The sequence below is a fragment of the Noviherbaspirillum soli genome (assembly GCF_015352955.1).
Classification (GTDB): Bacteria; Pseudomonadota; Gammaproteobacteria; order Burkholderiales; family Burkholderiaceae_D; genus Noviherbaspirillum_A; species Noviherbaspirillum_A soli.
Genome location: NZ_JACYOX010000034.1, coordinates 14,954 through 36,297, shown reverse-complemented (window position 1 = coordinate 36,297; position 21,344 = coordinate 14,954). Strand labels below are relative to the sequence as shown.

17 protein-coding genes are annotated in these 21,344 nt (G+C 65.0%); 8 read left to right on the top strand and 9 right to left on the bottom strand.

Going from position 1 to position 21,344, the window contains the following annotated elements:
• Positions 1–2: 2 nt before the first annotated feature.
• From IGW04_RS20095 to IGW04_RS20085, 3 genes are all read right to left on the bottom strand, one after another.
• Positions 3–2,213: an ATP-binding protein gene (locus IGW04_RS20095; RefSeq protein WP_194714878.1), complete on the bottom strand. Its 2,211-nt coding sequence runs from the start codon at positions 2,211–2,213 to the stop codon at positions 3–5.
• Positions 2,210–2,773: a biliverdin-producing heme oxygenase gene (locus tag IGW04_RS20090; RefSeq protein ID WP_194714877.1), complete on the bottom strand. Its 564-nt coding sequence runs from the start codon at positions 2,771–2,773 to the stop codon at positions 2,210–2,212. Before IGW04_RS20090 ends, IGW04_RS20095 begins: the two co-directional genes overlap by 4 nt.
• Before the next feature lie 180 nt (positions 2,774–2,953).
• On the bottom strand, positions 2,954–3,853 hold the full coding sequence (locus IGW04_RS20085; protein ID WP_194714908.1) for a YicC/YloC family endoribonuclease: 900 nt from the start codon (positions 3,851–3,853) through the stop codon (positions 2,954–2,956).
• Positions 3,854–4,031: 178 nt separating this feature from the next.
• Here IGW04_RS20085 and IGW04_RS20080 point away from each other — a divergent pair, with 178 nt between their 5' ends.
• From IGW04_RS20080 to hemW, 5 genes are all read left to right on the top strand, one after another.
• A complete protein-coding gene (locus tag IGW04_RS20080) occupies positions 4,032–5,033 on the top strand; it encodes a serine/threonine protein kinase (RefSeq protein ID WP_194714876.1) in 1,002 nt (333 codons plus the stop codon).
• Between the two features lie 6 nt (positions 5,034–5,039).
• Positions 5,040–5,969 (top strand): PP2C family protein-serine/threonine phosphatase, encoded by a 930-nt coding sequence (locus IGW04_RS20075; protein WP_194714875.1) that lies wholly within the window; start codon positions 5,040–5,042, stop codon positions 5,967–5,969.
• A 10-nt stretch (positions 5,970–5,979) separates the two neighbouring features.
• On the top strand, positions 5,980–6,714 hold the full coding sequence (rph, locus tag IGW04_RS20070; RefSeq protein WP_407672153.1) for a ribonuclease PH: 735 nt from the start codon (positions 5,980–5,982) through the stop codon (positions 6,712–6,714).
• Between the two features lie 67 nt (positions 6,715–6,781).
• Positions 6,782–7,366 carry an RdgB/HAM1 family non-canonical purine NTP pyrophosphatase gene (rdgB, locus tag IGW04_RS20065; RefSeq protein WP_194714873.1) on the top strand — a complete coding sequence of 195 codons (585 nt, stop codon included), beginning with the start codon at positions 6,782–6,784 and terminating at the stop codon, positions 7,364–7,366.
• Positions 7,363–8,592, top strand: coding sequence for a radical SAM family heme chaperone HemW (gene hemW / locus IGW04_RS20060; protein WP_194714872.1), 1,230 nt, complete (start codon positions 7,363–7,365; stop codon positions 8,590–8,592). The genes rdgB and hemW overlap by 4 nt, the downstream gene beginning before the upstream one ends.
• 43 nt (positions 8,593–8,635) lie before the next feature.
• On the opposite strand, the gene IGW04_RS20055 is transcribed toward hemW, so the two are convergent.
• The 4 genes from IGW04_RS20055 to IGW04_RS20040 form a co-directional block, all read right to left on the bottom strand.
• On the bottom strand, positions 8,636–9,373 hold the full coding sequence (locus IGW04_RS20055) for an SDR family NAD(P)-dependent oxidoreductase (protein WP_194714871.1): 738 nt from the start codon (positions 9,371–9,373) through the stop codon (positions 8,636–8,638).
• 25 nt (positions 9,374–9,398) lie between these two features.
• The gene (locus IGW04_RS20050) at positions 9,399–10,697 is read right to left on the bottom strand and encodes a family 1 glycosylhydrolase (protein WP_194714870.1); all 1,299 of its coding nucleotides are present in this window, start codon (positions 10,695–10,697) and stop codon (positions 9,399–9,401) included.
• A 150-nt stretch (positions 10,698–10,847) separates the two neighbouring features.
• A complete protein-coding gene (locus IGW04_RS20045; protein ID WP_194714869.1) occupies positions 10,848–13,151 on the bottom strand; it encodes a molybdopterin oxidoreductase family protein in 2,304 nt (767 codons plus the stop codon).
• A gap of 90 nt (positions 13,152–13,241) precedes the next feature.
• Positions 13,242–13,685 (bottom strand): MarR family winged helix-turn-helix transcriptional regulator, encoded by a 444-nt coding sequence (locus tag IGW04_RS20040; protein ID WP_194714868.1) that lies wholly within the window; start codon positions 13,683–13,685, stop codon positions 13,242–13,244.
• 467 nt (positions 13,686–14,152) lie between these two features.
• Here IGW04_RS20040 and IGW04_RS20035 point away from each other — a divergent pair, with 467 nt between their 5' ends.
• From IGW04_RS20035 to IGW04_RS20025, 3 genes are all read left to right on the top strand, one after another.
• A complete protein-coding gene (locus IGW04_RS20035; protein ID WP_194714867.1) occupies positions 14,153–14,596 on the top strand; it encodes a DUF2231 domain-containing protein in 444 nt (147 codons plus the stop codon).
• Entirely contained in the window at positions 14,589–15,902 is a 1,314-nt protein-coding gene (locus IGW04_RS20030) for a PQQ-dependent sugar dehydrogenase (RefSeq protein WP_228527247.1), read from the top strand. Before IGW04_RS20035 ends, IGW04_RS20030 begins: the two co-directional genes overlap by 8 nt.
• A 233-nt stretch (positions 15,903–16,135) precedes the next feature.
• On the top strand, positions 16,136–17,497 hold the full coding sequence (locus IGW04_RS20025) for an ankyrin repeat domain-containing protein (RefSeq protein ID WP_194714866.1): 1,362 nt from the start codon (positions 16,136–16,138) through the stop codon (positions 17,495–17,497).
• A gap of 33 nt (positions 17,498–17,530) precedes the next feature.
• On the opposite strand, the gene IGW04_RS20020 is transcribed toward IGW04_RS20025, so the two are convergent.
• Positions 17,531–20,827, bottom strand: coding sequence for an acetyl-CoA carboxylase family protein (locus IGW04_RS20020; protein ID WP_194714865.1), 3,297 nt, complete (start codon positions 20,825–20,827; stop codon positions 17,531–17,533).
• 75 nt (positions 20,828–20,902) lie between these two features.
• Entirely contained in the window at positions 20,903–21,319 is a 417-nt protein-coding gene (locus IGW04_RS20015; RefSeq protein WP_194714864.1) for a PaaI family thioesterase, read from the bottom strand.
• Between the last annotated feature and the right edge of the window lie 25 nt (positions 21,320–21,344).

Sequence of the window (21,344 nt, the reverse complement as noted above, 5' to 3'; positions counted from 1 at the left end):
CTTTACCGCGCGGCGGCCTGACCTGCCTGCGCTCCGCTCTGCGGCAGGCATACTTCGAACACCACCATGCCGCCGGCGCAGCGCACGCCGATCTCGCCGCCATGCGCCTTCACGATTTCATGCACGATGTACAGGCCCAGCCCCTGGCCGCCGCGGTTGCGGCTGTTGTTGAGCGAGCCGGGCTTGTAGGGCAGGAACAGGGTTTCCGCCAGTTCCGGCGCGATCGGCGCGCCACGGTTGCTGACCGTGATCACGACCGCGTCATCCAGCCGGCGGCCTTCCAGCAGCACTGGCGTGCCGGGCACGCCGTGCTTGCAGCTGTTGCTGACCAGGTTGGAGACCACCTGGCTGATGCGGTCCGGATCGGCCCGCGCCGTGCCCAGGCCATCGAGCCGTGTATGGAGCTCGACGCCGGGCTGCGCCAGCCGGATTTCCTCCGTGACTTCCGCCAGCAGCGGGCCGAGTTCGACATCGCGCATGCTGACCGGCAAGCCCAGTCCGCCCTGCAGGCTGCTGATGTCGACCATCTGGTCGATCAGGCGCTGCATGCGGCCGCTCGATGACGTGATGCGCTGCGACAGCCGGTTATGCACGCCGCCGCCGCCGCTGTTCAAGTCCAGCATCTGGGCAGCGATCATGATCGCCTGCAGCGGGTCGCGCAGGTCGTGTCCCAGCGTCGCCATCAGCATCTCGCGCGCACGGCGCAGGGCGCTGGCCTTGGCCATCGAGCCTTCCTGCAGGCCGCCGCGCAGCGCGAAGGCAATGTCGATATCGCTGCGGCCCCACGGCAGGCTCTGGCCGCGCACGGTTTCCTTCCATTCCTCGAAGGAGCCGCGCGGCGTCAGGCGCGGCCCCAGCGGGCCATGGGCCGTTTCCTTGTGCGGCGGGCCGGCCCAGCGCACGTCCATTACCTGTTCATTGCGAAACCAGAAGGCATAGCCTTTCTGCTCGCGGTCGAAACGCAGCGCCAGCACGCCGCAGACGGCGCCGAAGCGTGAAGCCAGATGCGGCACATCCCGGGGCAGGCTGGCGGTATGGAAGACGTCGGGCTGATCGGTGTCGATCAGCCACTCGATCAGCGCGCCCAGCGCTTCCCGCTCCGGTCCTGCGCCGCTGATATGCAGCGCGCCTTCGGCCGAGGCGGCCACGCCGTCGCAGCTCAGCAATTGCCGGAACGGCGCCGGATTCTCGGCCAGCGCCAGCACGATGTCGTCGTTGCCTTCGAACTGCTGCAGGATCACGTCGCGCAGCGCGAGCGATCGCTGCAATGCCGCCGCGTGCTGTGCGGTAAGGTTGCGGTCGACCAGCATGCTGACGATCTGCGACAGCACCTGGCACGACATGCGCACCGCATGCGGCACCAGATACGGCGTGGTGTGATGGCAGGCAAACAGGCCCCAGAGCCGGCCCTTGACCACGATGGAAATGCTCATCGAGGCTGCCACGCCCATGTTCATCAGGTACTCGATATGCACCGGCGAGACGCTGCGCAGCATGCTCTCGGACAGGTCGAGCGGCGCCCGGGTATGGGATGCGATCTCCGGCACCAGCGGCACCGGCTGGTAGCCGACGTCCGCGATCAGGCGGATCGGATTGAGCACATACAGGCGGCGCGCCTGGCGCGGTATGTCGCTGGCCGGATAGCGTTGTCCAAGATAGGGCGACAGATCGGCGCGCCGGTGCTCGGCCACCACTTCGCCGCTGTCGTCGTGCAGAAAGCGGTAGGCCATTACCCGGTCGAAGCCCGACAGCCGGGCGATCTCCTCCACCGCCACCGCCAGCAATTGCTCGATGCTGCGCTGTCGCTGGATGCGCGCAATCGATTTCTGGGCGCGCAGCGCAAAGGTTTCCAGCTTGTCGCTGGCGGCTTCGCGTTCCTCGAACTCGATGACCAGCAAGCCATCGGCCTGGTGCATGATCACGTCGAAACAGCGCTCGTGCAGTTCGGCCGACAGCGAGCCGAGCACGCTGTCGAAGGCCTGCAGCGCGCTGCCGATCTCGGCGCGCAGCAAGGGGCTAAGGTGGCGCTCGTCGAGCCGCTCGCCCGGCGCCGGCAGTTCCCCCAGCATCGCGCCCGCATTGGCGCTGCGCACCGCCAGGCCGCCATCGGGCATGAATGCCAGCAGCGCGCCGTGCGGCTGTATCGAGCCGGGGATATGGATGGGCTCGCGATCGCAGTTGCTCAGGTCCACTGCGGGCATGCCGTTGCTCATGCAGCGCCTCTTGCCTGAAACCAGTCGGCCAGGCTGCGGAATGCGGCTGCCGCGGCAGCGCCGGCCTCGGCCTGCGCCTGTGGGTCGTCCAGCGCCAGTTCGGCCTCCTTGCGAAAGCTCAGCCAGTAGGCGGAGGCGTTTTCGCCGTAGCCCGACAGCCAGCGCGCCGGCCATGGCGCCAGCTTCGGCTTCAGGGTCCTTGCCAGCAGTTGCGAACCGAGCTGGGCGCCTTCCATCACATAGGCCACGCCGAAACGCCGGGCCGGCGTGTCCAGCAGCAGGGTGTCGGGCGCCAGGGGCAGCGCGGCAATGGCGGCATCGTCGAGGCCGGCGGCGCGCAGGTCGCATTCCAGCCAGGCGCTTTTCCGGCCGCGCGCCTGCGGCGCCAGCGCCGGCGGCCATTCAGCCTGCCACAGGCGCGTCTCGAACGGGCTCAGCCAGCCATACATGGCGCTGATGAAGCTCAGGTATTCATCACGGCCGGCATCCGGCCGGCCGACTTTCAGGCCTGTCTCGAAATCATCATGAATGGCGCGGGTGGCTTCCCGCATGATGAGCATTGCATTTGGCATCAGGAAATATTTGGCGTGGGCCTTCAGGCTGGCTATCGGAGTATGTTTAGCGGGAAATTATACGCATCGCCAGAATGCTCGCTTAACGCCCTGCGCAGAATTTGCGCCCGCGCATTATCCGGCCGAACCGGAAGCCGCCATTGTTGTGTTGCTACCGCACGCAACCAGCTATTCGAGGTTTTGCACCTGCTCCCGCATCTGTTCGATCAGGAGTTTCAGGGCCATGGCCGCGTCGGACAATTCCTTGGCCGGCGCCTTGGAGCCTACCGTGTTGGCTTCGCGGTTGAGCTCCTGCATCATGAAGTCCAGCCGTTTGCCGACCTGGCCGCCTTTTTTCAGGATATGGCGGGTTTCTCCGAGATGCGCGCCCAGACGGGTCAGTTCCTCGGCGATATCGATGCGGATGCCATACAGCGTGACTTCCTGGCGAATGCGCTCGGCGGCCTCCTGCTGCGACATCTGCGGCTGGGCGCCGGCGTCGGCCGACTGCCAGGCCAGGCCCAGGGTTTCGCGCATGCGGTCGGTGGCCTTCTGCTGGAACTGGGCGATCACCTGCGGCACGATCGGCGTGATGCGGGCCACGATCTGTTCCATGTCGGCCACCCGCGCCAGCAGCATCGTCTCCAGCGCCGCGCCTTCGCGCTGGCGCGACTCGACGAAGGCGTCCAGCGTCTCTGCAACGGCCGCGCCGATCTCGGCCTGAAGGGTTTCCTGCGAGGCGGCGGCTTCCTCGACCATGCCGGGCCAGCGCAGCAGTTCATTCACCGACAGCGGCGCGGCATCGGCAAAACGCGCCTGCACTTGCGCCTGCAGTGCGGCCAGCTGCTCCAGCAGCGCGGTATTGACCGCATTGCCGGGTCCGGCAGCCTTGCGGCCGAAGCTCAGCCGGCATTCGACCTTGCCGCGCACGATGCGCGACATGATGGCTTCGCGCAACATCGGTTCGAACGAGCGCAGGTCGTCATTGATGCGGAACTGCAAGTCGAGAAAACGGGAATTGACGCTGCGCAATTCGAGTGTAATGGTGCCGTGCGCCGTTTCGCGGGTGGTGACCGCGTAGCCTGTCATGCTGCTGATAGCCAAGATGAAGTCCTTGAATTCTTTACAAATCGGGGATTGTTAAACACAATCCATGCTTGCCGGCGGCGCCGGCCTGCCAGTCAGTTGGTCAGTCAGGGCAGGGAGGGCCGCGGATCGCCAGACGCCTCGCGGCGGCAGTATACGACATCAAGGACTCAGGAAAGACATGGCCGCGCAAAACAATGCCCCATTGCCGGAAGGATTGCTGGTTTCCGGCTACCGCATTGTCAAGAAGATCGCGGCCGGCGGCTTCAGCATCGTCTATCTGGCGCATGACGAGGAAGGCAATCCGGTGGCGATCAAGGAATACCTGCCGAGTTCGCTGGCGCTGCGGAAGTCGGGCGAACTCGCGCCGCAGATCGCGCCGGAAAACCTGCCGGTGTTTCGCATCGGCCTTAAATGTTTCTTCGAGGAGGGCAGGGCGCTGGCCCGGATCGGCCATCCGAACGTGGTGTCGGTGCAGAATTTCTTCCGCGCCCACGACACGGTGTACATGGTGATGGCCTACGAGTCCGGACGCTCGCTGCAGGAGCATATCCTGCGCCGCCGCGAGCGCGGGGAAAAGCCGCTGGTGTCGGAGCGCTTCATCCGCCGCATGTTCAGCCAGGTGATGCAGGGGCTGCGCGAGGTGCATGCCAACAAGCTGCTGCACCTGGACCTGAAGCCGGCCAATATCTACCTGCGGCTGGATGGCACGCCCATCCTGCTCGATTTCGGCGCGGCCCGGCAGACCCTGCGCGCCGACCTGCCCAAGCTGTATCCGATGTACACGCCCGGCTTCGCGCCGCCCGAGCTCTATACCCGCGGCGGCGACCTCGGGCCGTGGTCCGACATCTACAGCATCGGCGCCTCGATGTTCGCCTGCATGGTGGGCGCGCCGCCGCAGGCCGCCGACCAGCGGCTGAAGAACGACCGCATGGAGCATCATTTCCAGAAGCTGCACGGCGTCTATTCGGCCGAGCTGATCCAGGTCATACGCTGGTGCCTGATGACCGATCCGCTGCAGCGTCCGCAAAGCGTGTTCGCGCTGCAGAAGGCGCTGCGCGAGGAACCTTTGGAAGCGCCGCCGGCGCCCGACCTGCTGACACGCGTGAAGCGCCAGTGGCGCGCGCTGTTCTCGCCGCGTCGCCAGCCCGACGCCGACACCATCCAGGAAAACACGAGGTAAGCCGCGATGCGATTCTCCATCTACCAGGAAAGCCTGATCGGCGGGCGCAAGCTCAACCAGGACCGCATGGGCTATTGCTATACCCGCGATGCGCTGCTGATGCTGCTGGCCGACGGCATGGGCGGCCACATCCAGGGCGAGGCGGCCGCCAACATTGCCATGCAGACGATGTCGGCGCTGTTCCAGGAAATGGCCACGCCGCATGTGAAGAAGCCGGAGCAGTTCCTGGAGGACGGCATGTTTGCCGCGCACCGCGAAATCCATCGCTACCGCGCCGTCAACAACCTGCCGGAAACGCCGCGCACCACGCTGGTGGCCTGCCTGGTGCAGCATGGCACGGCGCTGTGGGCGCACTGCGGCGATTCGCGGCTGTACTGGATGCGGCGCGGCCAGATCGTCTCGCGCACGCGCGACCATTCGCGGGTGGAAGCGCTGATTGCGCAGGGCAAGCTGGACCCGGCCGAGCGCGACACCCATCCCGACCGCAACAAGCTGTTCAACTGCCTCGGCGCGCCCCATATCCCGCTGGTGGACATGGGCAAGCCGGCCAACCTGCAGCCGGGCGACGTGATCATGATGTGCTCCGACGGCCTGTGGTCGGTGTTGCCCGAGCAGGCGCTGGCATCGGCGCTGGCCGGCAGCACCGTGGTGCGGGCGGTGCCGGACATGGTGCACGCGGCGGCCTCGCTAGCCGGGCGGCACAGCGACAATGTCACGGCGCTGGCGATGATGTGGGAAGATAGCGGCTTTGCCAGCCAGGGCAGCGGCCTGATCACCACCAGCCTGGTGCCGCTGGGCGCGGTGACCACCACCATCCATGCGCCGCGCCATGCCGATCTGGAAGAAGCCGACCAGTTCGACGAGCAGGAAATCGAAAAGGCCATTGCCGAAATCCGCGACGCGATCGACAAGTCGTCGCGGCTGACCTCCAAATAAAAGGATGACCATGCAGCAGCCAGAACGCGCCGGCGGACGCGCCGCCGACCAGTTGCGCCAATTGCGCATCACCCGCCACTACACCAGGCATGCCGAAGGTTCGGTGCTGATCGAATGCGGCGACACCCGGGTGCTGTGCACCGCCAGCCTGCAAGAGAAGGTGCCGCCTTTCCTGAAAGGCCAGGGGCAGGGCTGGCTGACGGCCGAGTACGGCATGCTGCCGCGCTCGACCCACAGCCGCATGGACCGCGAGGCGGCCAAGGGCAAGCAGTCCGGACGCACCCAGGAAATCCAGCGCCTGATCGGCCGCTCGCTGCGCGCCGCCTTCGACCTGCGCGCCTTTGGCGAGCGCACCCTGCAGCTCGACTGCGACGTGCTGCAGGCCGATGGCGGCACCCGCACCGCTTCCATCACCGGCGCCATGGTCGCGGCCTACGACGCATTTTCCAAGCTGGTCGACAGCGGCGCCATCGCCGCGGTGCCGGTGCGGCATTTCGTGGCGGCGGTGTCGGTCGGCATCTACCGCGGCCTGCCGCTGCTGGACCTGGACTACGTGGAAGACTCCGGCTGCGACACCGACATGAACGTGGTCATGAACGAGGCCGGCCAGTTCATCGAGGTGCAGGGCACGGCCGAGGGCGAGGCCTTCGACCGCCGCGCGATGAACAGCCTGCTGGACCTGGCCGAAGGAGGCATCGCCGAACTGGTGCGCCAGCAGCAGCGCGCGCTGGGCCTGATTGCCTGAATCACGATCCTCCTGATCGCCGCCGCATCCGGACGCCGGCTTCATTCAAGACGAATTCGCTTTTTCCATGACACAGACACTGATTCTTGCTTCAAACAATGCCGGCAAACTGCGCGAGTTCGCCACCCTGCTGGCGCCGCTGGGCCTCTCGGTCGAGCCGCAGGGGATGCACAACGTGCCCGAGGCCGAGGAGCCGCACCTGACCTTCGTCGAGAACGCGCTGGAAAAGGCGCGCCATGCCTCGCGCCTGACCGGCCTGCCGGCGCTGGCGGACGATTCGGGCGTATGCGTCAATGCGCTGGGCGGCGCGCCCGGCGTGCTGTCGGCGCGCTATGCGGGCGAACCGAAGTCGGACCAGCGCAACAATGACAAGCTGATTGCCGACCTGGCGCCGCATGCCGACAAGTCGGCCTATTACTACTGCGTGCTGGTCTACGTGCGCCATGCCGACGACCCGCAGCCGGTGATTGCCGACGGGCGCTGGAATGGCATGATGCTGGATGCGCCGCGCGGCGAAGGCGGCTTCGGCTACGATCCCTACTTCCTGCTGCCTGAGCTGGGCCTGACCGCGGCCGAGCTGCCGGCCGCCGACAAGAACCGGCTGTCCCATCGCGGCCAGGCGCTGCGCGCGCTGGTGGAGAAGCTGAAGTGATACCCATCGTTCCGGCCGGCGCCCGGCCCGCCGCCGCCCGCGCCGCCGGCGCCTATCTGTCGCCGGGCGCGCTCAACCTCACGGCCCTGCCGCCGCTGTCGCTGTATGTGCATTTCCCGTGGTGCGTGCGCAAGTGTCCCTACTGCGACTTCAACTCGCACCAGGCCAGCGGCGATTTTCCCGAAGAGGCTTACCTGGACGCGGTGCGGGCCGACCTGGAAACCGCGCTGCCGCTGATCTGGGGGCGCAAGATCTACACCATCTTCATCGGCGGCGGCACGCCCAGCCTGATGTCGGCGCGCGGCCTGGACCGGCTGATGTCGGACATCCGCGCCTTGCTGCCGCTCGATGGCGCGGCCGAGATCACGATGGAAGCCAATCCCGGCACCTTCGAGGCCGAGAAGTTCAGGTCCTACCGGGCGTCGGGCATCAACCGGCTGTCGATCGGCATCCAGAGCTTCAATCCGCGCCACCTGCAGGCGCTCGGACGCATCCACGACGGCGAGCAGGCGCGGCGCGCAATCGAGATCGCGCAGGCCAGCTTCGACAACTTCAACCTCGATTTGATGTATGCGCTGCCTTCGCAGACGCTGGCCGAGGCGGGCGCCGACCTGGCGACCGCGCTGTCGTTCGCGCCGCCGCATCTGTCGCTGTATCACCTGACGATGGAGCCAAACACCGAGTTCGCCAAATACCCGCCAGCCCTGCCTGACGATGATGCCAGCGCCGAGATGCAGGACATGATCGCCGAGCGCACCGCCGCGGCCGGCTTCGAGCATTACGAAGTGTCGGCCTATGCCCAGCCCGGCCGCCAGGCGCGGCATAACCGCAATTACTGGGAATTCGGCGACTATCTCGGCGTCGGCGCCGGCGCCCATTCCAAGATTTCCTTCCCACACCGCATCGTGCGCCAGGCCCGGTTCAAGATGCCCAGGACTTATATGGAGCATGCGATGGCCGGCAATGCCGTGCATGAGGAAAACGAAGTGGGCAGGGCCGACCTGGGATTCGAGTTCATGCTCAATGCCTTGCGGCTCACGGGCGGCTTCGATCCGCGTCTTTTCAACGAGCGCACCGGCCTGTCGCTCAATGCCATCGAGGAGCGGCTCAATGCGGCGGAGGCCAAGGGCCTTCTGTACCGCGATCACAGGCTGATCCAGCCCACCGTGCTGGGACAGCGCTTCCTGAACGATTTGCAGGAAATGTTCCTGATGGAACAGCCGTAGCAGGCCAGCGCCGGCGATGAACCATCCGCCTGTTCCCGTACGCTCAAAGACGGGCCAGGCGGCCGCCATCCACGATCAGCGTCGTGCCTTGAATGAAGGCGGCATCGTCCGATGCGAGGAAGGCGACCGCTGCCGCCACATGCTCGGGCTTCCCGACATCCTTGGGGTTGATGTTTTCCGCGCCTGACTGGACGTTGGGATTATCCCAAAGCATGGGCGTGTCGATCGCGCCTGGCAGTACTGCATTGACCCGGATCTGCTTGTTCGCACCTTCAATGGCGGCGCTGCGTGTCAGCGACAGCAGCGCTGCCTTCGCAGCGGCATAGGGCGCATCCAGCGGACTGGTCTGGATTGCATGGATGCTGGCGACATTGACGACTGCGCTTCCCGGCTTCATTACGGCAAAGCCGTGCTTGATGAAATAGAACGCGCCCAGAAGATCCACATCCAATACCCGTCGCCAGTCTTCCTGCGTCAACCTGCCCAAGGGATGGAAGGTCATCAGCCCGGCATTGTTGACGACCACATCGAGCCGGCCGAAGTGGCCGATGGCGGCATCGATCGTCGCCTTGACCTGCGCTTCCACCGAAACGTCGCAGGTGCTTGCCAGAACGCCGGCTGTGCCCGTCCTGCGCAATTGCTGCGCGGCGGTTGCCGCTCGCTGGCCGTCCCTGTCCGCAATCACCACGTTTGCCCGCTCCGATGCGAACCGCTCTGCCGTGGCCAGGCCGATGCCGCTGGCGCCGCCCGTGACGATGACCACCTTTTCCGAAAATCGCATCTTCTGCTCCTCGGCATCTATTCATCTATTGCGTGTTGGCTGGCGCTGCAGTCGCAGCGGTTGCGGCTGGCCCGTGCAGCTCCGCCGCTGGCGCAGTGTCCTGCGCTTGCTCGGGCATGACGATGGGCACCTGCAGGCATATGCTTTGGGTCGGCAGCACTTCCCGCCAGTTCGCAATCAGCTTCTGGTAGGCGCTGCCAACCGGCCGCATGTTGCGGTCGAGGTCATACAAGCCAAGGGCATTGACGTTGCCATTGTTTTCACGCAGCGCACTGTCCCAGTCGACCTGGTCCGTCAGCGAATACCAGGTGAAGCCAACGATGGGCACGCCATCGTTCCTGACCCGCAGCACATTGGCCCATTCCTTCCACAGCCAGTTCACCGCCTCATTGCCTTTCGGGCCCTGGTAGGTGTTGGTCTCGGTATGCATGACTGGCAAGCGGTACCGCTGGTAATACATGTTGGTAATGACCGAGTAGCCAAAGATTTCACCCGATGCGCAGCAAACGCCGCTGGCATCGACCCGGTGCTCATTGGTGATGTAGTAGTCGTTGCCCATGATGCAATGATGCTTCAGATGATTGTCGAGAAAGAAGTGGTACTCCTCGCGCGTCATGCCGTTGTCCATCAGGTACTCATACATCTCCGAATCGACCCGGCGGCCATAGTTCAGGTCCAGCGACAGGAAGCGGCGATCATTCATCAGTTCGGCCGGACCGATGGCCTTCGGGTTCTCGGCGTGGAAATACTCGGAGGATTCGCTCTGGATAAAGATGGCATCCGGCCGCGTTGCCAGAATCGCCCGCATCGCAAGCAGGTTGGCCTTGACCACATGCTTCAGGGCCGTGACGAAACCGCGGTCCGTGGTCAGTTGCTCGTTCCACCAGCCGTACAGCCCCGAAAACAGGGCGCAGATATACATCTCGTTGACCGGGGTATAGAGCTGCACCCAGGGGTAGCGCTGGGCGAAGGCGGCTGCGTATTGCGAAAAGTGGGCCGGGAAATCCGGGTTCTGAAAGTTGCCTATCCAGTCGGGTACGCCGAAATGGCACAGGTCGACGATGGGCACGATGCCGAGTTTCCGCAAGCGCGCGAACGCAAGATCGGCGAATTCCCAGTCGTACCGGTCAGGACCGAGGAAAGTACGGTGAAGCGGCGGGCCGTAGCGCAAGAACCCAATGCCGAGTTCCCTGACCAGCCTGAAATCGGTTTCCCAATGCTGGTAGTGGCCGCACTTGTCGAGCTCATCCATTCTCAGACGGCCGCCGTCGATGGTCGGAATGCTGTTTTCTATTCCGGTTGAAAAAATGAATCCAGACATCATCGCATCACTCCTCCTGCGGATTGGATGCTGCACAGCGCCCAGGGTTTCGCGAACCTGAAGCTGCCGGCTGACGTCGCGCGGCTAGTGGAATCATCCCTGCGCCATGCCGGCGAAACGAGGCAGCGGGCGGCCCGGAACGGCAATTCCCTGTCAGGTCCGCATCGCGAAAGGGACGGTCATGCTGCCATCCAGTTCCTTCAATCGATCCACGAGCCATTGTTCCGGCGCGCCAAAACTCAGCTTGCGCAATGCGACGGGCGATGACTTGAACTGCGGTTGCTTGCTGACCGGATCGCGTGCATACCAGGTGTGCTGGTTTGCCGCTTCCAGGCCTTGCCCGTAGTGAAACGGGATGAATACTTCGCCTTGCCGCACCGAGTCAACGACCATTGCCAGGCCCTGCCATGTCCCTTGCGGCGACGTGATTTCCACCGTGTCCCCGAGTGCAATCCCATGACGCGCAGCGTCTTCGGGATGAATCTCGACATAGGCGTGGGGCGCACGCCGGTTCAGGACGTCCGACCGGCCCGTCTTGGTGCGCGTGTGGAAGTGATACACCAGCCTGCCGGTATTGAGCAGGAACGGAAATGCTTCGGTCACCGGGTTGGGCTGGCGTCGGTAATGCGCAGGTTTCAGAAATGCCTTTCCCTTGGGATCGATGTGCTTGTAGTTGTCCCGCGTATGCTTGTTGCCGGTTAAGAAGTCGGCGCCATAGCTTTCGCAGTCATCGATGCCAGTCCAGAAATGCAGATCCTCGTACAGGCGCTCCGTGCCACGCGGATGCCTGGCGTTGCAGGGCCAGCGCACGGCTCCCATTTCCAGAATGAGCTCATAGGTCATTGCCGAATAATCACAGGGGCGTCCGGCCGAAACCCGCCGCCATTCTTCAAATGCGTCCCTGGGTTCCTGGAAACCGATCAGAGGTTTCTTGTCCTGGTCCAGAAAACCCAGGCGCCGCGACACGTCGATGAAGATATCGAAGTCGCTGCGCGCCTGGCCCGGCGGCTCGACTGCCTTGAGCATCAGATTCACGCTGCGCTCGGCGTTGGTCACGCAACCGGTCTTTTCTCCCCACATCGCGGTCGGGAAGTAAATGTCGGCCAGCGCAACCGATTCCGTGTCGACGAACGGGTCCTGCACGACCAGGAACAGCTTGTCCAGGATCTTCCTGCTGCGGTTCTGGTCCGGCAGGCTGACCAAGGGGTTGGTGCCTATCACCCACATGAATTCGATCTCGCCCCGCTCGGCACTTTCCATCATGGTGAGTATGTCGTTGGGGACTTCGGGGTGGAAATCGTCGAACGGGATATTCCATAGCGCGCACAGTTCCCGCATGTGCTTTTCGTTGTGCGGGTTGCGGTAAGCAGGGTAGGAACCGTCAGCGCCGGCCTCGCGGTTTGACATGGCCGAGGGCTGGCCGGCCATGAGCAGGGGGCCGGCCCCTGGCTTGCCAATGGCGCCTGTCAGGAGATGCACGGTGTTGACAAGGGATGAGGCGGCGGTGGCCTCGACGCTCTGGTAGAAACCCTGCAGCACGGTCGATACCATCTTCTCGGTGCCGCCTATCCAGTCGGCCGCGGTTTCCAGAATGGATTGTTCAATGCCGCAGATCTCGGCTACGCGTTCCGGCGGATATTCATCGCAGACAGTCTTGAGCATCGGGAAGCCGCTGGTATGCGCGTTAACGAAATCCTCGCGGACCGCTTCGCGGCGGATCAGCAGATGGATCAGCCCATTCATCAGCGCCACATTCGTTCCTGCCCGCAGCTGGATATGAAGATCCGCGCCCTGGCGCACCGTCGGGCTCTTGCGCGGATCGACGACGATGATGCGGCCACCGTTGTTCTTCTTCGCTGCAAGCATGCGTTCCCATAACACTGTCTGAGATTCCGCCACGTTGTGGCCATACAGGCACAGCAGGTCGGCCTGATCGATGTCGACGTAGGAGGCTACCGGGCCGTCCGCGCCGAAATTGGCCATGAGCCCGGTGGCGGAAGTGGCCGTGCAAAGCCGGGTATTGCCATCGATATTCGACGACTGCAAGCCGCCGCGCCATAGCTTGGCCAGCGTATAAAATTCTTCCAGCGTCAATTGCCCGGAGTTGTAGCACGCCAGGTTCTCATGGCCCTGGTCCCAGGCAGCCCGAAAGCGCGCAATGAAAAAGTCCATCGCCTCGGGCCAGTCGACCTGTTCCATGGCGGCGCCCTTGTGCCTGCGTATCATCGGCAGCGTGCCGCGTTGGCGATCATTGTTGGCTACCCACGCATGCTTGCCCTTGGGTCCCAGGTGGCCGAAATTCACCGGGTGGTCCGGGTTGCCGCGCACGCCGGCAATGCGTCCATCCTTCACCGCAATGTCCATGCCGCAGCCGTTGGAACAGAGCAGGCAGGCGGAGTGCACCCACTGATCCGGTTCTCCTTCGATCTGCAGATTGCTATCGATGCGTTTTTCCATGTGCTCCTCCATGTCAAGATGAGATCGGGCGCAGGCGCCTGCCGGGCAGCCCCTTGCAGTCACGTGCCAGAGACTGCGGATGGTTCGGCATCAGGCTTTTCCCTTGTCATTAAAGTCGTCACCAAAGCCGAAAATATCGACGACCCGGAAAAGGCCATCCAGCGATTCCAGTTCCGCCCGGTGCAGGGCGGCGAGACTGCGCAATTTCGTCTCGCCCAAGGCTGTCATGCCGATCCGTACCTGACGGCGGTCGCTGGCATCTTCCGATCGCGTGATCAGGCCAGCTTCCTCGCAGCGGTTCACCAGGGCCAGGGCGCCATGGGGCAATATCTGCAGCCGCTCTGCAAGTTCGCCCACGGTAGCGCTCTCGCGTCCAGGCAGTCCCTTGAGATGAAGCAGGAGCAGATATTGCTGCGGCGTCAGTCCTTCCTTTCCAACGGCCAGTTCGCTAAAGCGCAGGAAGCGGCGAAGTTGATAACGGAATTCCGACAAGGCCTCGAAGTCGGACTTGGCCAGTTTTCTTGAGCTTGGCACGGTCGGGCGAGATGCGGATCAGGTTGATTTGATTTTTTTAATATATCACCACGTGATGTAATCGCATCTCGATTCGGACAAGCCCTGAACGCGTGACAAGCCCGTTTGAGGGTCGTCCTGGCACCATTGATCCTGAACCCTCGCACCCGCAGCGATTCGTCGGCATGGAAGATTTCATGAGGCCATGGAATAGTCGACGGCCCGCGGGGGAAGGGCGACTCATCTTTCGATCGTGCCCGGAAAGCCTTCAGGCAGGGCATGAAAAGAGGCATGGCCTGAAAAGGCGTACCTCCATCGCATGATTGATTCAAAGATAACTCGCTCCACTTAATGAGCATCGAGGCGACTTTCGAAGACTAGGCTGTGATGCATCAAGCCTCACAGGCGCAAATGCGGGGCGCCGAAACGGCGAGGCAGGCCGTGAGCCTGCTGCAACGCCATTCCCCACACTGATCGCGAGCGTACTCATGAACATTCAGGCTTCAAACCATCGCTCCGTCATTGCCAACGCAATGTACGGCGTCCTCAATCCCATTCCGTTCGGCTTCTTTGTGGCCGCACTGATATTCGATCTCATCTATTTGCGCACCGCCGTGATGCTGTGGGACAAGGGCGCCGCCTGGCTCATTGCCATCGGACTGCTGTTCGCGGTCATTCCCCGCCTCGTGAACCTGGTGCAGGTATGGATCACCTCACGCCACAACGTCGCGCGCGCCGACAAGGTCGACTTCTGGCTGAACCTGGTTGCGATTGTCGCGGCTATCCTCAATGCGTTCGTCCATAGTCGTGACGCCTATGCTTCGATGCCTGCCGGCGCCTGGCTCTCGGCCATCACGGTCATTCTGCTCGCCATCGGCCGCATCGGCGTGGCAGCGCAGCTTGCCTCGGAAGGAAAAATCGTCCATGAATAAGATGTCCCATTGCACCATCACGACGCTGGCCTTGAGCATGTCATTGCTTGGCTGCAGCGGCAAAGCCACCATGGAGCCCGTGCAACAGTCGGGAAGCAACCCAGCCTTGCCGGAGCCGAAAGACTTCCTGATGCCGCCCATGCAGGTTCCCACCGGGACCGGCTGGCAGCCGGGCCAGACTCCCAAAGTTGCCTCGGGACTAAAAATCGAGAAAGTCGCCAGCGGCCTGATGCATCCACGCCAGTTGCTTGCACTGTCCAATGGCGACGTGCTGGTGGTCGAGTCCAATGGTCCGGGAGAGGAGCCTGTCACGACGCCGAAGCAGCTGATCGCCAACAAGGTGAAGGGGAGCTCCGGCAAGGGCGGCAAGGGCGGAAACCGGATCACGCTGTTGCGCCCCAAGGCCGGCGGTGAGTGGGACAAGCATGTGCTGGTTGAGCATCTTCATTCGCCTTTCGGCGTGCAGATGATAGGAGACGCGCTCTACGTTGCCAACACCGGTGCCATCGTCAAGTTTCCCTACCATGTCGGGGACACCAGGATAGCCGCGCCGGGAGTGGAGTTTGCGGACCTGCCGAGCACGGTGAATCACCACTGGACCAAGGCGCTGCTGGCCAGCCCGGACGGCAAGAAGCTTTATGTCGGTGTCGGCTCCAACAGCAATATCACCGAGAACGGAATGGATATCGAATACCGGCGCGCCGACGTGCTGGAGGTGGACGTGGCCACGGGCGGCAGCCGCATCTACGCTGCCGGACTTCGCAATCCGACCGGGTTGCAGTGGGAACCGCAGAGCGGCAAGCTGTGGACCATCGTCAACGAACGGGATGAAATCGGCGCGGACCTGGTGCCGGACTACATGACTTCCGTACAGGAAGGCGGATTTTATGGCTGGCCTTACAGCTACTACGGCCAGAACGTGGATCACCGCGTGGTGCCACAGCGCCCGGACCTGGTCGCCAGGGCGCTCAAGCCGGATTACGCGCTGGGCTCGCACGTCGCCGCGTTGGGCCTGCTTTTCTCGCCTGACAATGCGCTGCCGGCGACGTACCACGGCGGCGCGTTCGTCAGTGAACATGGCAGCTGGGACCGTTCGCCGCTCAGCGGGTATGCAGTCGTCTTCGTCGGTTTCGAGCAGGGCAAGCCGGTGGGCCAGCCCAGGGTGGTCGTCAGCGGCTTTCACTCCGACGACGAGAAGAAGCTGTACGGCGCACCAGTCGGACTGGCGCAGGACCGGCAGGGCGCTCTGCTCATCGCCGATGACGTGGGCGATGCGGTGTGGCGGGTCACTGCCCAGGCGCAATAAGGCACTGGCGTTGACGGCTACCTGGAAGGTGGCTCCCCAGGTGCCGGATTGCCCGATGGCGCCTGGCGCGGGCTCGTATGGTCTCTCCGGCGCCTCCTGATGAGCGCTTTGATCCTGTTCAATCCTCGTTGAGGAACCAAAGCTTCGCTTCTTGTACCGACGCTGACTTCGCCCTGCGGCGAAGCGCGCCAGCGATCCCCGCTTTGGGCTCGCGTCGATCAGGAAAGCAGGAAATGAACAATCGCATTGATGTCGTTGGCGAGTCGAGGTACGCGAGGACCGGGCACCCTGAAGCTCTGCCAGAGCAGGGCGCCGAAATGGTTGTGCCTGATGCGCCTTTGCGCAGCGAGCAGCGGGAAACGCCGTTGCTGGAGAAATCAACGTCAGCGCAAGGCCGGACGCGATCGCCTGCAAGCACGGGATTGCGTTTCAGGGAAGAAGCCAGTGCTTCACCCACGGAAGAAAGCGCGGCCTCGGAATCGGAATCAGAATCGGAATCGGAAGAAGAGGACAGCCTGGAGGCTGCACTGCGGCAGCAGGATCCGGCTGCCATCGAGGCGGCGTTGCTGGCCTGCGCCGACCTGTCCCAGCGGGCGAGGAAAAGTCCGATGTTGCTGCACGCACTGGCCAGTCTGGGCCATTTGCATGGCGTGCATCTGCTGTTGGATGCCAACGTCGACGTGAACGCGCGCTCCGGTCAAAGGCGAACGCCGCTGATCTATGCGGCCGCTGGCGGCTCGGCAGAGGTGATCGGAGCGCTGCTCGATCATGGCGCCAATGCGGGTAAGCGCGACAATGCCGGCAACACCGCGCTGCATGTGGCTGTGCTGTGCCGGCAGTACGCCGCTGCCGCGGCGCTGCTTGCCCGGATGAACCGTCAGCAGATCGACCAGCCGAACACGAAGGGCTGTTCCGCCCTGTTCGAGGCGGTGTCGCTGGAGGATGCGGCCATGACGCGCCTGCTGCTTCAGGGGGGGGCGCAGGTCGATTGCCTCTGGCACGAGGCATCGAGCGTGACGCCGCTGATGCTTGCGGCTGCCAGAGGCAATGCCGACATGCTCCACGACCTGCTAACCGCCGGTGCAGATCCCGATGCGCCGGACTGGATGGCTGCCACGGCGCTGTTTTATGCGGTGCGCGGTGGCAGCCTGGCCTGCGTCGGGGCATTGCTCGATGCCAGGGCCGACATCAATGCCCGCGATACGCGCTATTTCACGCCGCTGCTATGCGCGGTCGAGCTGTCCAGCACGGACATGGTCCATGCGCTGCTGGGGCGGGGAGCTGCAATGGCGCACCATGCGCGCATGGCGCGCAGTATTGGAGAGGTCAGATGCAAGACCGAGGATGCCGAATTCGTGGATGAGGACGGACCCTTCATGCGGACGCTGGTGGCGCCGCGCCTGGAACGCGTGCCGCAGCCGGCTCTGCTGCTTGCCGTTTGCAAGGGTCTCGATGGCATGGTGGAATTGCTGATTGATTGTGGCGCCGACGTCAACTTCGTTGCCGCAAATGGGGACACCGCGCTGGCCAAGGCGAACGAACTCGGGCATCACGCGATTGTCGAGCGCCTCCTGGCCCATGGCGCGCGGCAATAAGGCGATCCCCTGTGGACGGGCCGTTGCCGAATCTCACCACGTATCGACAAAGCCGCGCTTCTTTCCCTCCCGCGCCGCCGGCGCCGGCGCCGACTTCAGGCCGCGCATGATCCAGCCGCGCGTCTCGGCCGGGTCGATCACGTCATCGATCTCCAGGTAGGACGCCATGTTGACTGCGCGTCCGTTCTCGTAGGCCGCGGCCACCATTGCATCGAACTGCCGCTTGCGCTCGTCCGGGTCGGCGATCGCTTCGAGTTCCCTGCGATAGCCGAGCCGGATCGAGCCTTCGATGCCCATCGCGCCGAACTCGGCCGATGGCCAGGCGATGGTGAAGAAGGGCGCGCCAAAGCTGCCGGCCGCCATCGACTGCGCGCCCAGGCCATAACCCTTGCGCAGCACGATGGCATACAGCGGCACCGACAGGCTGGCGGCGGTGACGAACATGCGCGACACATGGCGCACCATGCCGGTGGCTTCGGCATCGGGGCCGACCATGAAGCCGGGCGTGTCGCAGAGCGACACGATGGGCAGGTCGAAGGCGTCGCACAGCTGCATGAAGCGGGCGGCCTTGTCGGCGCCGTCGGCGTCGATGGCGCCGCCCAGGTGGGCGGGATTGTTGGCGATCAGCCCGACCGGCCGGCCCTCGATGCGCGCCAGCGCGGTGATCATGCCCACGCCGAAGTCGCGCCGCAGTTCCAGCACCGAGCCGGTGTCAGCCAGCGTCTCCACCAGGGTGCGGATGTCGTAGACCCGCAGCCGGTTCTCGGGGACCACATGGCGCAGCAGGCGCTGGTCGGCGCAGCGCCAGTCCGCGAGCGGCCCCTGGAAGTAGGCCAGGTACTGCTTTGCCGCCCGCACCGCCTCGGCCTCGTCGCGCACCACCAGGTCGATCACGCCGTTCGGGCTGTGCATCGCCACCGGCCCGACTTCCTCGGGACGGTAGACGCCCAGGCCGCCGCCTTCGATCATGGCCGGCCCGCCCATGCCGATGGTGGCGTTCGCGGTGGCGATGATGACGTCGCTGCAGCCGAGGAAGGCAGCATTGCCGGCGAAGCAGCGGCCCGACACGATGCCCACCCGCGGCACCAGGCCCGACAGCCGGGCATAGGCGGCGAAGGAGGTGCAGTCCAGGCCGGCCACCAGCAGCGCATCGGTGTCCCCCGGCCGGCCGCCGCCGCCTTCGGTGAAGAACACCACCGGCAGCCGCCACTGCTCGGCCAGGCGCAGCATGCGGTCGGTCTTCTTGTGGTTCATCATGCCCTGGGTGCCGGCCATCACGGTGTAGTCGTAGGCCATCACCAGGCAGCGCGCGCGTTCCTCGTCGAACAGGTCACCATTGATGCTGGCGATGCCCGACACCAGGCCGTCGGCCGGGCTGATGCGGATCAGCTCATCCATCGGCCGCCGGCGGCGCTGAGCGGCCAGCGCCAGCGCGCCGTATTCGCGCAGGCTGCCGGGGTCGCACAGGTCGTCGAGATTTTCCCGGGCGGTGCGCTGGCCGGTCTTGCGCCGCCGCGCCACCGCGTCCGGCCGCTGCGCGTCCAGCCCGATCGCATGCCGTTCCAGCGCATGGCGCAGGTCCGGGCGGATCGCGTCGGGGTCGATCTCGGCGGCGGGGCCGGTATCGGCGCCGTCGATATCGGCCGGCTCGATATGGCACAAGGCGTCGCCGGCGGCCAGCACCTGGCCGGGCCGCGCCGCCAGCTGGCGCACGATGCCCGACAGCGGCGCCGTCACCAGATGCTCCATCTTCATTGCTTCCAGCACCGCTACCTGCGCGCCGGCGCGCACCGTGTCGCCGGCCTGCACCGCCAGGCTGACCACCGAGCCCTGCAGCGGCGCGAGGATGGCTTCCGTGCCGGGCGGCGCGGAATGGCTGGCCCGCGAGCCCGCTGTGCCTGCCCCGGCGCGCTGCGGCGCATGGCGGCGCGGAGGCGGCGCGGTCGACAGCAGTTCGGCCGCGTGCCTGTCGATGAAGCCGGTGCTGGCCTGGCCGTCGGCCAGCGCCGGATGGCGCAGCAGGTTTTGCAGGAAGGCGAGATTGCTGTCCACGCCTTCCAGCCGGAATTCCGACAGCGCCCGCGCCGCGCGCGTCAGTGCCTGCGCATAGTGCGGCGCCTGCACGATGACCTTGGCCAGCAGCGAGTCGAAGGCGGTGCTGGTGGCGTAGCCGGCATAGCCATGGCCGTCGACCCGCACGCCGGGGCCGGATGGCGGCTCGTAGGCGGTAATGACGCCGCCGGCCGGCAGCGCGCCGCCGTCGGCCGTCATGGTTTCCAGGTTGACGCGGCATTGCAGCGCATAGCCGCGCGGCGCCGGGATGTCCTGCTGCTGCAGGCCAAGCGCCGCCAGCGTGGCGCCGCCGGCGATCTGCAGCTGCGCCTGCACCAGGTCGATGCCGGTGACCTGCTCGGTCACGGTGTGCTCCACCTGGAGCCGCGGATTGGCCTCGATGAAGGCCCAGTCGGCAGGGCCGGCATCGGCCTCGGCATTGAGCAGGAATTCGAAGGTGCCCAGGCTGGCATATCCCGCTTCATGCGCCATGCGCAGCGCGGCTTCCATCATGGCCTCGCGCTGGCGCGCATGCAGCGCCGGGCTCGGCGCGATCTCAATCAGTTTCTGGTGCCGCCGCTGCAGCGTGCATTCGCGCTCCCACAGATGCGATACCGCGCCGCGGCCATCGGCCAGCACCTGCACTTCGATATGCCGCGCCGCCGGCAGATAACGCTCCAGGTACAAGTCGCCATTGCCGAATGCCGCAACGGCCTCGGAGCGGCAGCGCTCGAAGGCTTCGGCCAGTTCATCGGCATGCCGCACCATGCGCATGCCGCGCCCGCCGCCGCCCGCCACCGCCTTGACCATCGCCGCGGCGTTGCCGCCCAGGCCAGCCATGAAGTCATGCGCCTGCGCCAGCGTGGTCGGGCCATCGGTGCCGGCCAGCACCGGCACGCCCAGCCGCCGCGCCAGCGCCCGCGCCTGGCCCTTGTCGCCGAACAGGCGCAACGCCCGTGGCGACGGGCCGACGAACACCAGGCCGGCGGCGGCACAGGCCTCGGCGAAGGCGGCGCTCTCGCTCAGGAAGCCATAGCCGGGATGCAGCGCGTCGCAGCCATGCGCCTGCGCCGCCGCCAGCATCTGCCCGATGTCGAGATAGGGACGGGCGCCGCGGCCGTCGAGCGCGTGGCATTCGTCGGCCAGGCGCACATGCAGCGCATCGGCATCGTCTTGGCTGCAGACGGCAACGGTGGGTATGTCCAGCGCCGCCGCGGCGCGGGCAATGCGGATCGCAATCTCGCCGCGGTTGGCGATCAGTAGCTTCTTCAATGTCATGCGGAATGTCCGTTGTCAGGTTTGCGTGTCAAACCGGCGCTGCCAGGCCACGGCGGGCTGCCGGACCGGTGCGGTTCAGGCCTTGGGCCACAGCACCATCTGCGTGCAGCGGAACAGCGCGATCGTCTTGCCGCTGCCGGCGATGGTCACGGTGGCATCCCAGACCTGGGTGGTGCGGCCCAGGTGCACCGGGCGCGCATGGCATTCGATGCTGCCTTCCAGCGCGGTGCCGAGGTGGTTGCTCTTGAGTTCGACGGTGGTGAAGCCGCTTGCGCCCTGCGGCAGTTGCGACATGCAGCCATAGCCGCAGCAGGTGTCGGCCAGGGTCACGATGGAAGCGGCATGCAGAAAACCATTGGGCGCCATGTGGGCCGGCGTGATGGCCATGGTGGCACGCACGCCATCGGCGCCGACCGCGGTGACCCGCATGCCGAGCACGCCGGGCAGGCTGCCGTTCTGGATGGAATTGAAATGCTCGGGCGTATGCTGCATGGCGGGCTCCGGTCAGAAAAAGGCA

Excerpts from the sequence above, each read along its gene's own strand:
- IGW04_RS20045 (WP_194714869.1), bottom strand. The coding sequence starts at position 13,151 with ATGGAAAAACGCATCGATAGCAATCTGCAGATCGAAGGAGAACCGGAT.
- IGW04_RS20055 (WP_194714871.1), bottom strand. The coding sequence starts at position 9,373 with ATGCGATTTTCGGAAAAGGTGGTCATCGTCACGGGCGGCGCCAGCGGC.
- IGW04_RS20030 (WP_228527247.1), top strand. The coding sequence starts at position 14,589 with ATGAATAAGATGTCCCATTGCACCATCACGACGCTGGCCTTGAGCATG.
- IGW04_RS20020 (WP_194714865.1), bottom strand. The coding sequence starts at position 20,827 with ATGACATTGAAGAAGCTACTGATCGCCAACCGCGGCGAGATTGCGATC.
- rph (WP_407672153.1), top strand. The coding sequence starts at position 5,980 with ATGCAGCAGCCAGAACGCGCCGGCGGACGCGCCGCCGACCAGTTGCGC.
- IGW04_RS20075 (WP_194714875.1), top strand. The coding sequence starts at position 5,040 with ATGCGATTCTCCATCTACCAGGAAAGCCTGATCGGCGGGCGCAAGCTC.
- IGW04_RS20025 (WP_194714866.1), top strand. The coding sequence starts at position 16,136 with ATGAACAATCGCATTGATGTCGTTGGCGAGTCGAGGTACGCGAGGACC.
- IGW04_RS20015 (WP_194714864.1), bottom strand. The coding sequence starts at position 21,319 with ATGCAGCATACGCCCGAGCATTTCAATTCCATCCAGAACGGCAGCCTG.
- IGW04_RS20050 (WP_194714870.1), bottom strand. The coding sequence starts at position 10,697 with ATGATGTCTGGATTCATTTTTTCAACCGGAATAGAAAACAGCATTCCG.
- rdgB (WP_194714873.1), top strand. The coding sequence starts at position 6,782 with ATGACACAGACACTGATTCTTGCTTCAAACAATGCCGGCAAACTGCGC.
- IGW04_RS20035 (WP_194714867.1), top strand. The coding sequence starts at position 14,153 with ATGAACATTCAGGCTTCAAACCATCGCTCCGTCATTGCCAACGCAATG.
- IGW04_RS20095 (WP_194714878.1), bottom strand. The coding sequence starts at position 2,213 with ATGAGCAACGGCATGCCCGCAGTGGACCTGAGCAACTGCGATCGCGAG.
- IGW04_RS20080 (WP_194714876.1), top strand. The coding sequence starts at position 4,032 with ATGGCCGCGCAAAACAATGCCCCATTGCCGGAAGGATTGCTGGTTTCC.
- IGW04_RS20090 (WP_194714877.1), bottom strand. The coding sequence starts at position 2,773 with ATGCTCATCATGCGGGAAGCCACCCGCGCCATTCATGATGATTTCGAG.
- IGW04_RS20085 (WP_194714908.1), bottom strand. The coding sequence starts at position 3,853 with ATGACAGGCTACGCGGTCACCACCCGCGAAACGGCGCACGGCACCATT.